12 protein-coding genes are annotated in these 11812 nt (G+C 74.4%); 5 read left to right on the forward strand and 7 right to left on the reverse strand.

Going from position 1 to position 11812, the window contains the following annotated elements; genetic code table 11:
- Nucleotides 1–53: 53 nt before the first annotated feature.
- The 4 genes from ACIPYS_RS03090 to ACIPYS_RS03105 all read right to left on the reverse strand — a co-directional run bounded on the left by ACIPYS_RS03090 (nt 54) and on the right by ACIPYS_RS03105 (nt 2918).
- Nucleotides 54–755 carry a phosphoadenylyl-sulfate reductase gene (locus ACIPYS_RS03090; RefSeq protein ID WP_400742326.1) on the reverse strand — a complete coding sequence of 234 codons (702 nt, stop codon included), beginning with the start codon at nt 753–755 and terminating at the stop codon, nt 54–56.
- Nucleotides 736–915, reverse strand: a complete 180-nt coding sequence (locus tag ACIPYS_RS03095) for a hypothetical protein (protein WP_030391290.1) — start codon at nt 913–915, stop codon at nt 736–738. Before ACIPYS_RS03095 ends, ACIPYS_RS03090 begins: the two co-directional genes overlap by 20 nt.
- Nucleotides 912–2636 (reverse strand): nitrite/sulfite reductase, encoded by a 1725-nt coding sequence (locus ACIPYS_RS03100; protein ID WP_093862510.1) that lies wholly within the window; start codon nt 2634–2636, stop codon nt 912–914. The genes ACIPYS_RS03095 and ACIPYS_RS03100 overlap by 4 nt, the downstream gene beginning before the upstream one ends.
- A 198-nt stretch (nt 2637–2834) precedes the next feature.
- Nucleotides 2835–2918, reverse strand: a complete 84-nt coding sequence (locus ACIPYS_RS03105) for a putative leader peptide (RefSeq protein ID WP_310593185.1) — start codon at nt 2916–2918, stop codon at nt 2835–2837.
- Nucleotides 2919–3216: 298 nt separating this feature from the next.
- Between ACIPYS_RS03105 and ACIPYS_RS03110 the strand changes: the two genes are divergently transcribed.
- Together ACIPYS_RS03110 and rsgA are read left to right on the forward strand one after the other, a co-directional pair.
- On the forward strand, nt 3217–4512 hold the full coding sequence (locus tag ACIPYS_RS03110) for a YihY/virulence factor BrkB family protein (protein WP_231977831.1): 1296 nt from the start codon (nt 3217–3219) through the stop codon (nt 4510–4512).
- Between the two features lie 397 nt (nt 4513–4909).
- Nucleotides 4910–6070 (forward strand): ribosome small subunit-dependent GTPase A, encoded by a 1161-nt coding sequence (gene rsgA, locus ACIPYS_RS03115; protein ID WP_400742331.1) that lies wholly within the window; start codon nt 4910–4912, stop codon nt 6068–6070.
- A gap of 108 nt (nt 6071–6178) precedes the next feature.
- Here rsgA and ACIPYS_RS03120 read toward each other — a convergent pair whose 3' ends face one another.
- Nucleotides 6179–6634, reverse strand: a complete 456-nt coding sequence (locus tag ACIPYS_RS03120; protein ID WP_231977832.1) for an ASCH domain-containing protein — start codon at nt 6632–6634, stop codon at nt 6179–6181.
- Between the two features lie 109 nt (nt 6635–6743).
- Between ACIPYS_RS03120 and ACIPYS_RS03125 the strand changes: the two genes are divergently transcribed.
- Both ACIPYS_RS03125 and ACIPYS_RS03130 read left to right on the forward strand, forming a co-directional pair.
- Nucleotides 6744–8315 carry a DNA-3-methyladenine glycosylase 2 family protein gene (locus tag ACIPYS_RS03125; protein WP_400742335.1) on the forward strand — a complete coding sequence of 524 codons (1572 nt, stop codon included), beginning with the start codon at nt 6744–6746 and terminating at the stop codon, nt 8313–8315.
- Nucleotides 8312–8965, forward strand: coding sequence for a methylated-DNA--[protein]-cysteine S-methyltransferase (locus ACIPYS_RS03130; protein WP_400742338.1), 654 nt, complete (start codon nt 8312–8314; stop codon nt 8963–8965). Before ACIPYS_RS03125 ends, ACIPYS_RS03130 begins: the two co-directional genes overlap by 4 nt.
- Before the next feature lie 91 nt (nt 8966–9056).
- Here ACIPYS_RS03130 and ACIPYS_RS03135 read toward each other — a convergent pair whose 3' ends face one another.
- Complete coding sequence (locus ACIPYS_RS03135) at nt 9057–9587, reverse strand: GNAT family N-acetyltransferase (RefSeq protein WP_400742341.1); 531 nt, start codon at nt 9585–9587, stop codon at nt 9057–9059.
- Nucleotides 9588–9637: 50 nt separating this feature from the next.
- Nucleotides 9638–10153 carry a MarR family winged helix-turn-helix transcriptional regulator gene (locus ACIPYS_RS03140; RefSeq protein WP_400742344.1) on the reverse strand — a complete coding sequence of 172 codons (516 nt, stop codon included), beginning with the start codon at nt 10151–10153 and terminating at the stop codon, nt 9638–9640.
- Between the two features lie 142 nt (nt 10154–10295).
- On the opposite strand from ACIPYS_RS03140, the gene ACIPYS_RS03145 reads away from it, so the two are divergent.
- The gene (locus ACIPYS_RS03145) at nt 10296–11798 is read left to right on the forward strand and encodes an MFS transporter (RefSeq protein ID WP_400742347.1); all 1503 of its coding nucleotides are present in this window, start codon (nt 10296–10298) and stop codon (nt 11796–11798) included.
- Nucleotides 11799–11812 lie beyond the last annotated feature (14 nt).

Raw genomic sequence — 11812 nt, forward strand, 5'->3', positions numbered from 1 at the left:
CGGGGGGTCGACGGTGATCGGTGGTGGTCCGCGGAGGTCCGCGGGGACCGGGTCTAGAGGTGGATGCCGCACTCGGTCTTGCCGGAGCCGGACCAGCGGCCCGACCTGGCGTCCTCGCCCTCGCCCGGCTTGCGGGTGCAGGAGAGCGGCGAGCAGCCGATCGAGGTGTAGCCCTCCCACAGCAGCGGGTTGAGCAGCACGCCGTTGGCGTTGACGTAGGCGTCCACGTCCTCCTGCGTCCAGCGGGCGATCGGGGCGATCTTGACCTTGCCACGCCTGGGGTCCCAGGAGACCACCGGGGTGTTCGCGCGGGTCGGCGACTCGTCGCGGCGCAGTCCGGTGGCCCAGGCGTCGTAGCCGCCGAGGCCGCGGTTGAGCGGCTCGACCTTCCGCAGCGCGCAGCACCGGTCCGGGTCGCGGTCGTGCAGCTCCGGCCCGTACGCGGCGTCCTGCTCGGCCACGGTCAGCGCCGGGGTGAGCGTGATGACGTTGACCGGCATGGTCGCGGCCACCGCGTCCCGGGTGCCGATGGTCTCCGGGAAGTGGTAGCCGGTGTCCAGGAACACCACGTCCACCCCGGGGAACACCGAGGAGGCCAGGTGGGCGACGACCGCGTCCTCCATCGAGGAGGTGACGCAGAAGCGCTTCCCGAAGGTGTTGGCGGCCCAGCGCAGGATCTCCTGCGGCTCGGCCTGCTCCAGCTCGCGGCCGGCCCTGGTGGCCAGCTCCTCGAAGTCAGTCGTCGTGCCGGTCACTCCGGTTACCCCCATTGCTCGGTGACAGCAGGCCGAGGAACTTCAACTGGAAGGCCCGGCGGCACCCGTGGCATTCCCAGGCGCCGTGCCCGGCCTCGGACGGACGCAGGTCCTCGTCCCCGCAGTAGGGGCAGAAGAAGGGGGCGGCGCGCTCACTCACGACAGCTGCTCCTCGCTGGCGCGGGCCGCCCACTGGGCGAAGCGCTCGCCCTCGGTGCGGTCCTCCTGGTACCGGGTCAGGACGCGCTCGACGTAGTCGGGCAGGCCGTCCTTGGTGACCTTGAGGCCGCGGACCTTGCGGCCGAAGCCGGCCTCCAGTCCGAGCGCGCCGCCCAGGTGCACCTGGTAGCCCTCGACCTGGTTGCCCTGCTCGTCCGTCACCAGCTGGCCCTTGAGACCGATGTCCGCGACCTGGATGCGGGCGCAGGCGTTCGGGCAGCCGTTGATGTTGATGGTCAGCGGCTCGGCGAACTCGGGCAGCCGCTGCTCCAGCTCGTCGATGAGCGTGCGGCCGCGCTCCTTGGTCTCGACGATGGCGAGCTTGCAGTACTCGATGCCGGTGCAGGCCATGGTGCCGCGGCGGAACGGCGAGGGGGTGACCCGCAGGTCCAGCGCCTCCAGGCCGGCCACCAGGGACTCGACCCGGTCCTCGGGGATGTCGAGCACGATCATCTTCTGCTCGGCGGTGGTGCGCAGCCGGTCGCTGCCGTGGGCCTCGGCGAGGTCGGCGATCTGCCCGAGCAGCTTGCCGTCGACCCGGCCGACCCGGGGCGCGAAGCCGACGTAGTAGCGGCCGTCCTTCTGCCGGTGCACGCCGACGTGGTCGCGCCAGCGGCCGCTGGGCTCCGCCGGGGCGGGGCCGTCGACCAGCTTGTACTTGAGGTACTCGTCCTCCAGCACCTGGCGGAACTTCTCGGTGCCCCAGTCGGCGACCAGGAACTTCAGCCGGGCGCGGTTGCGCAGCCGGCGGTAGCCGTAGTCGCGGAAGATGCCGATGACGCCGCCGTAGACGTCGGCGACCTCGTCGAGCGGGACCCAGGCGCCGAGCCGGACGCCGAGCTTGGGGTTGGTGGACAGGCCGCCGCCGACCCAGAGGTCGAAGCCGGGGCCGTGCTCGGGGTGGACCACGCCGACGAAGGCGATGTCGTTGATCTCGTGCGCGACGTCCAGGAGCGGCGAGCCGGAGACGGCGGACTTGAACTTGCGCGGCAGGTTCGAGAAGTCCTTGTTGCCGATGAAGCGGCGCTGGATCTCGTCGATGGCGGGAGTGCCGTCGATGATCTCGTCCTCGGCGATGCCGGCCACCGGGGAGCCGAGGATGACGCGCGGGGTGTCGCCGCAGGCCTCGGTGGTGGACAGGCCGACGGCCTCCAGCTTCTGCCAGATCGCCGGGACGTCCTCGATCCGGATCCAGTGGTACTGGACGTTCTGCCGGTCGGTCAGGTCGGCGGTGTTGCGGCCGTACTCCTCGGAGACCTCGGCGATCGCGCGCAGCTGGGCGACCGTCAGCCGGCCGCCGTCGATCCGGACCCGGAGCATGAAGTACTCGGCGTCGAGCTCGTGCGGGTCGAGGATCGCGGTCTTGCCGCCGTCGATGCCCTCCTTGCGCTGGGTGTACAGCCCCCACCAGCGCATCCGGCCGCGCAGGTCGGCCGGGTCGATCGAGTCGAAGCCCCGCTGGGCGTAGATCGTCTCAATACGTGTCCGCACATTGAGACCGTCGTCGTCCTTCTTGAACTGCTCGTTGGCGTTCAAGGGGGTGTAGTGGCCCATGCCCCACTGGCCCTCGCCGCGGTGACGGGTCACCTTGCGAACCGCGGCGGTGCGGCGCGCGGGGGCGCTCTCGGCCGTGGGTTCGGCGGTCTCGGGAGTGGTGGCCATGGTGAAGTCCTTCGGGGCAGGTGGCTCTGACGCCGGGTTGGTCGCGGGGCGTGCTCGAACCGGCGAAGCTGCTGTGACCTGCGGGTTTCTCAGGACCGGGAGAGCATTCGCGGCGGCCGGGCGGGCGCCTGCGCATCCGCTTCGACGGGGATGGCGGTGAGGTGGCGCCGGGTGCGGTGGGAGGCGGCGGGGTTGGGCTCAGGTCACCGGACAGATGGCGCTGGACACGCGAAGGAGATCGACGTGAAGTCGACCTACTAGGGTGGTTCCGGCGCTCGGCATGGCAAGAGATTCGCACGGAGCACGACTCGCGGTCCACTAACGTCCGTATTTTGGACCTCAGAGTTTCGGATCGCGAGATGCTGGAGCGTTCCCGCCGCTCCCGCCGACCGGGCCCCGGATCCTCTTCTTTTCCGCGCCCGCGCGGCACTCGCGCACCGCCCGCGCCTCACCCGCGCAGTGCCCGCGCGGCACTCGCGTACTGCCCGCGGGCCGCTCGCGCACCGTCCGCGGGCCGCCCGTGTCGCGCCCGTGCCCCGGGAGAGGGGCCGACCGGTCCGGGCCCGATAACGTTGGCCCTGTGCAAGCAGCAGGCGAAACGACCCGGTCGACCCCCGAGCGCCCCTCCCGTCGTCGGGGCAAGGGGTCCCGCCGGGCGGCCAAGCAGGCCACCTGGCGGACGACCGTCTGGGCGCTGGTCAAGGACACCACCAACACCTGCGTCGAGTACCGGGTCACCGGACTCGCCGCGGAGGCGGCCTTCTTCACGCTCCTCTCCATCCCACCGCTGCTGCTCTGCCTGGCCGGCACGCTCGGCTACCTCGACGACTTCCTCGGCGCGGGCACCATCGACAAGCTGAAGGCCGACATCGTCAAGGCGGCCGGCACGGTGCTCTCGGACTCCTCCATCACCCAGGTCGTCCAGCCGCTGCTGCGCCAGGTCTTCGACCAGACCAGGCCGGACCTCGTCTCGATCGGCTTCCTGCTGTCGCTCTGGTCCGGCTCCCGGGCGCTCTACATCTTCATCGACACCATCACCGTGATGTACGGGCTCGACGGCAAGCGCGGCATCGTCAAGACCCGGCTGATGTCGCTCGGCCTCTACCTCGGCGCGCTGGTGATCGGCTCACTGGTGCTGCCGCTGCTGATGGCCGGGCCGGGGCTGGTGACCAACGCCGTGCCGGAGAGCGGCGGACTGATCAACGCCGCCTACTGGCCGTTCGCGATCCTGCTGCTGATCGTCTCGCTGACGACGCTCTACCACCTGGCGGTGCCGGTCTCCACGCCCTGGCGCGAGGACATCCCGGGCGCGCTGGTCGCCCTGGTGGTACTGGTCTTCTGCAGCGTCGCGCTGCGCCTCTACCTGGTCAGCTCCATCGAGGGCCACTCGGTGTACGGCTCGCTGGCCGCGCCGGTGGCCGTCCTGCTGTGGATCTTCGTGGTCGCGCTCGCGGTGCTCATCGGCGCCGCCATGAACGCGGCCATAGACCGCCGCTGGCCCACCCTGGAGACCGCCGACGCCCGCGCCGAGAACGAGCGCGCGCACGAGGAGGCCGCGGCCGCCGTGGTCCGCGAGGTGGCCGCCCGGCGCGCCGTCGAACGGGCCCGCCGGGCCCGCGAGCTGGGCCTCGCCGAGGGCGGCGAGGAGGAGTACTGGGAGGAGGACGGCGAGGACGCCGACGTGCCCTCCGAGTACCCCGAGCGGTGGGCCGACGTGCTCGCGGCCGACAACCTCCGCGGCCGGATCACCGCGCGCGGCGGCGGCCCGCACCACCGGCCGGCCCCGCCGCCGCCGGACAGCGACCGGCCCACCGCGCCGCCGCCCGAGTACCCGCTGCCCAGCCGCCCGCCGAGCCCGCCGTGGGACCGGCGGTGAGCTCCGGGGCGCACGGAACCGCGGGTGGGGCACGGAACCGCGGACGGGCACGGAACCGCTGGTGGGGCACGGAACCGCGGACGGGCACGGAACCGCTGGTGGGGCACGGAACCGCGGACGGGCACGGAACCGCGGACGGGCACGGAACCGCAGGTGAAAAACCGGTTGGCAGGGTGGACCGGGCCCGCTAGCGTGTGAGCGTCCGGTTCGGGCGGCGTCGCGCGCCGTCCGAGGAGAGAAAGCAGGAGGTGAGTCCCGTGGCCACGATTGCCATGACGGCTGCCCGGGGCAGCAACCGCATCCACCTCTCCCTGCCGGCCGCCGGCTGACGTAGCCCTTCGCGCACGCAGCCGCAGCAGCCCGGCGGGACCACTTTCCTCCCGAAGGGCCCACTGCGTTGTTCAACGCTGCCTCCGTTCCGTTCTCCTCTTCTTCCCCCCTCTCCGCCCTCTCCGCCGCCGACGGTCTCGAGCCCGCCGCACCCGCCGGGTCGCTGGCCGCTTACGGCTGGACCAGCGCGCTCGACGAACTGTTCGCGCCGCTGGCCGAGGCCGGGCTGGTCCCGGCCCGGATCGTCCGGATCGACCGGGGCCGGTGCGACGCCGTCCTGGTCGACCCCGGCACGGGCGAGCTCCGCACCGTCCGGGCCGACACCCGGCAGGTCGGCGACGCCGACATGATCAACTGCCCGTGCACCGGGGACTGGGTCGCCGTCGACCTCTCGCCCGGTCTGCCCGTGCCCGTGGTCGCGGCCCTGCTGCCGCGCTCCACCGCGATCATCCGCAAGGTCGCCGGCAAGCGCTCCGACGGCCAGGTGCTCGCCGCCAACGTCGACACCGTGGTGATCGCCGCCTCGCTCGCCGCCGAGCCGGACCTCGGCCGGATCGAGCGCTTCCTCGCCCTCGCCTGGGAGTCCGGCGCCGAGCCGCTGGTCGTGCTCACCAAGGCCGACCTGGTCGACGACGCCGACTTCATCCGCGCCGACGTCGAGGCCGCCGCGCCCGGCGTCACCGTTCTGGTGGTCAGCGCCGAGACGGGCGAGGGGATCGACGTGCTGCGCGCCTGCACGCCCGGCACCACCGCGGTGCTCGGCCAGTCCGGCGTCGGCAAGTCCACCCTCACCAATGTGCTCGCCGGGGTCGATGTGATGACCGTCCAGGCCGCCCGCTCGGGCGACCAGAAGGGCCGGCACACCACGACCACCCGTGAGCTCGTCCTGCTGCCCGGCGGCGGGGTGCTGATCGACACCCCCGGCCTGCGTGAGGTCGGCCTCTACGGTGGCGAGGGCGTGGCGCTCGCGTTCGCCGACATCGAGGAGCTGGCCGAGGGCTGCCGCTTCCACGACTGCCGCCACACCGGCGAGCCCGGCTGCGCGGTGCGGGCCGCCCTGGAGGACGGCTCGCTGCCCGAGCGCCGGATGGACAGCTATCTCAAGCTCCAGCGGGAGAACGAGTGGATCGCCTCCCGCTCGGACGCCCGGCTCGCCTCGGAGCGGTTGAAGAAGTGGAAGACCATCACCAAGTCGATGCGCGCCTCGGGAGGTCCCGTGAAGCGGTGACCTCGGGCCGGTGCCGCTCCGCCCGGCCCGCCCGAGCCCCCTGTCCACCGGCCCGTCCGGCCCGCCGCCGCTACCGGGGGCGGGCCGGGCGCCGGGCGGCGGTGGCCGTCAGCGGAAGTCGGCGACCAGCCGGAACCGCTCCAGGATCACCCGGGTGTCGTCCGTGACGGTGAAATCCGGGTCGCCGAGCGCCGCGCGCAGCTCGTCGCTGTGCCAGAACCGCTCGTGCCCGGACCGCCACTCGGCGAGCGTCGTGTACCCCTCGCCCTCGTCGAGGGCGTGCTGCAGGTCGACCTCGTCGAGCCGGACGATCCGGACCTCGGCGACCTCGGTCACCGCGACGATCCGCCCGGCCGAGTCCACCACGGCGCCCCTGGTCCCGGCCAGCGGCAGCGGCTCGTCCTCGGCCTCGTACTCGGTGACCAGGCCGGTGGTGCTGGTCTTCGCCCCGGACAGGACGGCCTCGACCAGCCGGTCCCGCAACGGGCCGGGGAAGGCGAACTGCTCGACGCGCAGCGCGGTGACCCGGGGGTCGTCCGGACCGGAGTAGGGCTGCTCGGACACGGGATCTCCTGTCGGTCGGGGTGGGGGACCCGCGCAGGCTATCCGGCCGGGGCGGGCGCGGGCTCCTGGTTTTCCACCGGCCCGGCGCCCGGGTGCCGGGCCGACGCCCATGTCCGATTTCCGCCGGTCGAGGCCCCTCCGGTGCCGCAGACTGGACAGCGTGATCGACGACGACATCCGGTACCGCGCCGTGGACAGCCGGGACGCCCGCTTCGACGGCGTCTTCTTCACGGCCGTCACCTCGACCGGCATCTACTGCCGGCCGAGCTGCCCGGCCGTGACCCCGAAGCGCGTCAACTGCACCTTCTACCCCAGCGCCGCCGCGGCCCAGCACGCCGGCTTCCGGGCCTGCCGCCGCTGCCGCCCCGACTCCGTCCCCGGCTCGCCCGAGTGGAACCAGCGCGCCGACCTGGTCGGCCGGGCCATGCGGCTGATCGGCGACGGCGTGGTGGACCGCGAGGGCGTGGCCGGTCTGGCCGACCGCCTCGGCTACAGCTCCCGCCAGCTCCAGCGCCAGCTCACCGCCGAACTCGGCGCCGGCCCGATCGCGCTGGCCCGCGCCCGCCGCGCCCAGACCGCCCGGCTGCTGCTCCAGACCACCGGGCTGCCGGTCACCGAGATCGCGTTCGCGGCCGGCTTCGCCTCCGTCCGGCAGTTCAACGACACCGTGCGCGAGGTCTACGACCGCACCCCGAGCGGGCTGCGCGCCGAGGTCGCGGCCGGTCGGCGCACCGCCACCCCGGCCGGGGGCCTCGCCCTGCGGCTCGCCTACCGGGGCGCACTCGACAGCGACCACCTGATCGACTTCCTCGCCCTGCGGGCCGTGCCCGGGGTGGAGGAGGTCGTGCCCGGACCGGGCCCCGGCGTGCGGACCTACCGTCGCACCCTCGCGCTCCCGTACGGCACCGGCATCGCCGAGGTGGACGGCCTGGGCGCCGACCGGCCGGTTGCCCGGGGCTGGCTCGACTGCCGGCTGTTCCTCACCGACCTGCGCGACCTGCCGACCGCCGTCCAGCGCCTGCGGGTCCTGTTCGACCTGGACGCCGACCCGGTCGCGGTCGACGAGCAGCTCGGCGCCGACCCGCTGCTCGGTCCGCTGGTCCGGGCCCGCCCCGGGCTGCGCTCGCCGGGCCACGTCGACCCGCACGAACTGGCCGTGCGCGCCGTCCTCGGCCAGCAGGTCACCGTCGGCGCGGCCCGCACCCTGGCCGGCCGACTGGCCGAGAAGTACGGCACCGCGCTGCCCGAACCCAGCGGCGGACTGCGGCTGCTCTTCCCGACCGCCGCCGCGCTGGCCACCGCCGACCCGGAGGACTTCGCGATGCCGGCCGCCCGGCGCCGCGCGCTCACCGGCCTGTGCGCCGCCCTCGCCGAGGGCACCGTCCGGCTCGACGGCGGCGTCGACCGGGAGGAGGCGGCCGCTCAACTGCTCGCCCTGCCCGGCATCGGCCCGTGGACCGTCGGCTACCTGCGGATGCGCGCGCTCGCCGACCCCGACGTCTTCCTCCCGAGCGACATCGGCGTCAGGCACGGACTGCTCCGGCTCGGCGCCCCGGGGGACCCGAAGTCCGCCGCCCTCGCGTCCGGCGCCTGGGCCCCGTGGCGCTCCTACGCCGTGCACCGCCTCTGGGCGGCCCCGGCCGACGACCTCAGCACCCGAACGGAGAACACCCCCGCATGAGCACCACCGAGAAGACCACTCCGAAGACCACTCCGAAGACCACGATCCCGAGGACGACGGCTCCGAGGACGACGGCTCCGAAGACGACGACCGGCAGGACGACGACCGGGAACGCCGCGGACGGGGGGACCTCCGGCGGGACCGGCACCACGGTCTTCACCTTCATGGAGAGCCCGTTCGGGCGGCTGATGCTCAGCGGTGTCCGGCCCGTGGACGGCGGTCCGGCCGCGCTGGCCACCGTCACGGCCCCCGGCCAGAAGTACGCGCTCGCCGAGCCCGCCGACGACTGGGAGCACGACCCGGAGGCGCTGGCCGAGCCGGTGGCCCAGCTGACCGCGTACTTCGCCGGGGAGCGCACCCGGTTCGACTTCCCGCTCGCCCCCGTGGGCACCGAGTTCCGGCGCCGGATCTGGGAGGCGCTGGACCGGATCCCGTACGGGGAGACCGTCACCTACGGCCGGCTCGCCGAACTGGCGGGCGAGTCCCCGCGGGCCGTCCGCGCGGTCGGCGGCGCGGTCGGTGCCAATCCGCTGCTCATCGTCCGCCCCTGCCACCGCGTCGTCGGGGCCAACGGCGCCCTCACCGGCTTCGCCGCCGGGACGGACCGCAAGCGCTGGCTGCTGGACCTGGAGAGCGGCGCCCTGTTCTGACGGCCGGGGAGGTACGGGGCGCCCGCCGGGCCCGGCCCGCCCGGAGGAGGACCGGACCGGGCCACGCCGCAGGTCGGGCGGGACGGGACCGTCAGCCGGCGACCGCGGCCAGGTCCACCCGCCAGTCGTTGCTGCGCATCCAGCGGCCGGGCGGGAACTCGAAGTCGGTCTCGCCGACGAGCGTGAAACCCGCCCGGCGGCAGACGGCGTTGGAGGCGGGGTGGTCCACCGAGGGGAAGGCGTGCAGGTGGCGGTGGCGCGCGGTGCGGGCCGCGGCGCTGACGGCGGCCCGCGCCGCGGCCGCGGCGATGCCCCGGCCCCGGTGGGGCGGGAGCACGTTCCAGCCCATCTCGTAGACGGTGCCGCCCTGCCACGCGCGCTCGGCGTAGCCGACGCTGCCGACGGACACCCCCTCGGGCACCTCCTCGGTCTCCAGCACCACGCGGTACATGCAGCCGGTCCCGGAGGGCACGAAGTCGAGGTAGCGGCGGTGGCGGACGAGCATCCGCTCCTCGCTCTCCGGCCCGCCGACGTGCCGGCGCATCTCCGGGGTGTTGATCAGCCGCAGCAGGGCGAGATCGGAGTCGGTCCAGGCTTCGAGCCGCAGCGCGGGGGTGTCCATGGCCGGACGATAGTGGCGCCGACCACCGGGGTGGTAGCCGTTTTCGCCGCTCAGGCCAGGGGGTCGGCGAGGGCGCGGGCGAGGTTCTCCAGGGCGGGCAGCGCGTGCATCACGGCGTCGCGGTCGGCGACGGAGAGGGTGTCGAGAGCGTCCGCGATCCGGCGCTCGTGGGCGCGCTGCCAGTCGTCGAGCTGGCGGCGCCCGGCCGGGGTGAGCGCGATCCGGGCGGTGCGACGGTCCCCGGGGTCGGCCTGGCGGTCGACGAAGCCGGCCTCCAGCAGCTTGCCGACCAGCCCGCTCACGGTGTTCGGGGCGAGCCGCTGCCGGGCGGCCAGTTCGCCGACCCGCAGCGGTGCGGCGGCGAGCGTCTGGAGGAGTTCGACCTGCGCCATCGGCAGGGACTCCCACGGGTAGTCGGTCCGGATGCTGCTGCGCAGGGCGCGGCGGAGCCGGGTGACCGCGTCGGTGAGCCGGCGGGCGCGTTCGATCGTCGTCGGCTCCGCGTCCCGCGGCTCGAGGCCGTGCGGGCCTGTGGTGGATTCGGGAACGGACGGTGACGACGGCATGGCCGACAGCGTATCGCCTGGTACCGGTGCCCTTTGACGGCTGCGGACCGGTCGGGCGCGACCGGTCCCGCTCCGTGACGGACCGGTCGCACCCAGAACAGATCGTAGAGCGAACATATCTGCATCCGATATATTTCCTCGTATGAACGCCGCGTCAACGCTCACCGCCCGGCTGCTCGCCGAGCGCCCCCGGCCGCGCGGCATAGCCGGCCGCCGGTACGCCCACTGGCTCGCCGTCGGGACCGTCTGCCTGGGGGCGTTCCTCGGCCAGCTGACGGCCAGCGTCACCGCGCTCGTCTACCCGGCACTCCAGCGCCGGTTCGACGCCGGGTTCGCGGCCGTCGAATGGGTCGCCCTCGCGTATCTGCTGGTCCTGGTCGCGCTGCTGGCGCCGGTCGGCCGGCTCTCCGACCTGGTCGGCCGCAAGACCGTGTACCTGGGCGGCTTCGCCGTCTTCGGCCTGGCCTCGCTGGGGGCGGGGTTCGCCGGCGGTCTCGGCACCCTGGTCGCCTGCCGGGCGGTCCAGGCCGTCGGTGGCGCGATGATGCAGGCCAACAGCGTCGCCCTGGTCGCCCGCGGCGTCCCCGGCCACGCGATGCGCCGGGCGCTCGGGGTGCAGGCCGCCGCGCAGGGCCTCGGCCTGGCGCTGGGTCCCAGCCTCGGCGGGCTGCTGGTGGCGCACGCCTCCTGGCGCTGGGTGTTCTGGATCAATGTGCCGGTCGCCCTGGTGGGCATCGTGGCCGGGTGGTTCCTGCTGCCCCGGACCAGGGTCGAGGCCGCACCGGCACTCCCGCGTCCGCGTCCCGTCGCCGGGCCTGCCGTCGGGCCGGTCGGCGGAACCTTCCTCGGGCCCGGTGGCGGGTCCGAGCCGGACCGCGGGCGCTTCGACCTGGCCGGCCTGCTGCTGCTCGGCGGCTCCACCACCGCGCTGCTGCTCGCTCTCTCCGCCGCCTCCGGCCTGCCGCTGCCCGCCTGGGCGGTGGCCGCCCTGCTGGCCGCCGCCGTCCTGTGCGCGCTCGCCCTGGTCCGCCAGGAGCGCCGGGCCACCCGGCCGATCCTCGCGCCCGGTCTGGTCAACACCCCCGGTGTCCGCCCCGGCCTCGCGGTCGCGCTGATCGGCTACCTGCTGCTGTTCTGCCCGCTGGTCCTCGGCCCGGTGCTGCTCGCCGAGGCGGGGCTGCCGACCGCGCGCTCCGGCCTGGTGATCACCGTGCTCCCGGCCGCGTTCGCGGTGGCCGCGACGGTCGGCGGCGGGCTGCTGCCGCGCGGCTGGTCCGACGTCCTCCGCTGCCGCTTCGGCGCGGCCCTCGCCGGGGCCGGACTGCTCGGCTGCGCGCTGCTGCCCGCCCTGGCCGCGCCCGCGGTGCTGCTGGCGGGCCCGCTGCTGGTGCTCGGCGGCGGTCTCGGACTGCTGCTGCCGGCCAACAACGCGCTGGTGATGCGGGCGATCCCGGCGGAGTGCTCGGCGGTCGGCGGCGGCATGGTGAACATGGCCCGCAGCCTCGGCACGGCGCTCGGCACCGCGCTGCCGGTGCTCGGCGTCCATCTGGCCGGCCCCGCGCTGGGCGGCCGGTCGGTCCTGCTGGCGCTCGCCGTCGTCGCGGGCCTCGCCGTCGTGCTCGCCCGGCCGGTGCGGCGGCGCTGAGCGGGGAGCGGGAA

Source organism: Kitasatospora sp. NPDC089913 (assembly GCF_044748625.1).
Taxonomy (GTDB): domain Bacteria; phylum Actinomycetota; class Actinomycetes; order Streptomycetales; family Streptomycetaceae; genus Kitasatospora.

Bases quoted from the DNA above. Each gene is read 5' to 3' on its own strand.
- ACIPYS_RS03100 (WP_093862510.1), bottom strand. From the start codon at position 2,636: ATGGCCACCACTCCCGAGACCGCCGAACCCACGGCCGAGAGCGCCCCC.
- ACIPYS_RS03105 (WP_310593185.1), bottom strand. From the start codon at position 2,918: ATGCCGAGCGCCGGAACCACCCTAGTAGGTCGACTTCACGTCGATCTC.
- ACIPYS_RS03125 (WP_400742335.1), top strand. From the start codon at position 6,744: ATGTCCGATTTCCGCCGGTCGAGGCCCCTCCGGTGCCGCAGACTGGAC.
- ACIPYS_RS03130 (WP_400742338.1), top strand. From the start codon at position 8,312: ATGAGCACCACCGAGAAGACCACTCCGAAGACCACTCCGAAGACCACG.
- ACIPYS_RS03135 (WP_400742341.1), bottom strand. From the start codon at position 9,587: ATGGACACCCCCGCGCTGCGGCTCGAAGCCTGGACCGACTCCGATCTC.
- ACIPYS_RS03140 (WP_400742344.1), bottom strand. From the start codon at position 10,153: ATGCCGTCGTCACCGTCCGTTCCCGAATCCACCACAGGCCCGCACGGC.
- ACIPYS_RS03145 (WP_400742347.1), top strand. From the start codon at position 10,296: ATGAACGCCGCGTCAACGCTCACCGCCCGGCTGCTCGCCGAGCGCCCC.